This is a genomic window from Streptomyces sp. NPDC054849 (genome assembly GCF_053610945.1).
The window spans coordinates 1-1,309 of sequence record NZ_JBSGZI010000201.1; the positions used below are offsets into that span (position 1 = coordinate 1).

Annotated in this window: 1 protein-coding gene; it reads left to right on the forward strand. The window is 71.9% G+C overall.

Annotation, left to right across the window (positions count from 1 at the left end):
* Window positions 1-140 precede the first annotated feature (140 nt).
* A complete protein-coding gene (locus ACWGIF_RS37865; protein WP_453504409.1) occupies window positions 141-1,265 on the forward strand; it encodes a GuaB3 family IMP dehydrogenase-related protein in 1,125 nt (374 codons plus the stop codon).
* Window positions 1,266-1,309: the final 44 nt, after the last annotated feature.

Here is a 1,309-nt window from a genome sequence, read left to right on the forward strand (position 1 = left end):
CAGAGGCGAAGGGGGCGGGTCCATCCGGACCCGCCCCCTTCGCCGTGCCCGCGCTCGCGTCCGTACAGCGGTCATCGGAACGCGACTCTCCGGCGTTCGGGGATACTGGACGGGCAGACCCAGAGGAAAGGCCACCACACGTGACTGAGATCGAGATCGGGCGCGGCAAGCGCGGCCGCAGGGCGTACGCGTTCGACGACATCGCCATCGTCCCGAGCCGGCGTACCCGGGACCCGAAGGAGGTCTCGATCGCCTGGCAGATCGACGCGTACCGCTTCGAGCTCCCCTTCCTGGCCGCCCCCATGGACTCGGTCGTCTCCCCGCAGACCGCGATCCGCATCGGCGAGCTCGGCGGCCTCGGCGTGCTGAACCTCGAAGGCCTGTGGACCCGGTACGAGGACCCGCAGCCCCTGCTCGACGAGATCACGGAGCTGGACGAGGAGTCCGCCACCCGCCGTCTTCAGGAGATCTACTCCGCGCCGATCCAGGCGGACCTGATCCGGCAGCGGATCAAGGAGGTGCGCGACTCGGGCGTCGTCACCGCCGCCGCGCTCTCCCCGCAGCGCACCGCCGAGTTCTCCAAGGCCGTCGTGGACGCCGGCGTGGACATCTTCGTGATCCGCGGCACCACCGTGTCGGCCGAGCACGTCTCGGGCGCCGCCGAGCCGCTGAACCTCAAGCAGTTCATCTACGAGCTCGACGTCCCGGTCATCGTGGGCGGCTGCGCCACGTACACGGCGGCCCTGCACCTGATGCGCACCGGCGCCGCAGGCGTCCTGGTCGGCTTCGGCGGCGGCGCGGCGCACACCACGCGCAACGTGCTCGGCATCCAGGTCCCCATGGCGACCGCCGTCGCCGACGTGGCCGCGGCCCGCCGCGACTACATGGACGAGTCCGGCGGCCGCTACGTGCACGTCATCGCCGACGGCGGCGTGGGCTGGTCGGGCGACATCCCGAAGGCCGTCGCCTGCGGCGCCGACGCCGTGATGATGGGCTCCCCGCTGGCCCGCGCCACCGACGCGCCCGGCCGGGGCAACCACTGGGGCATGGAGGCGGTCCACGAGGACGTGCCGCGCGGCAAGAAGGTGAACCTCGGCACGGTCGGCACCACCGAGGAGATCCTCACCGGCCCGTCCCACAGCCCCGACGGCTCGATGAACATCTTCGGCGCGCTGCGCCGCTCGATGGCCACCACCGGCTACAGCGAGCTCAAGGAGTTCCAGCGGGTCGAGGTCACGATCGCGGACTCGCAGCACAGCCGCTGACCGGCTTCATGCACGCACGCCGGAGGGCCGGCACCCCGCAGACG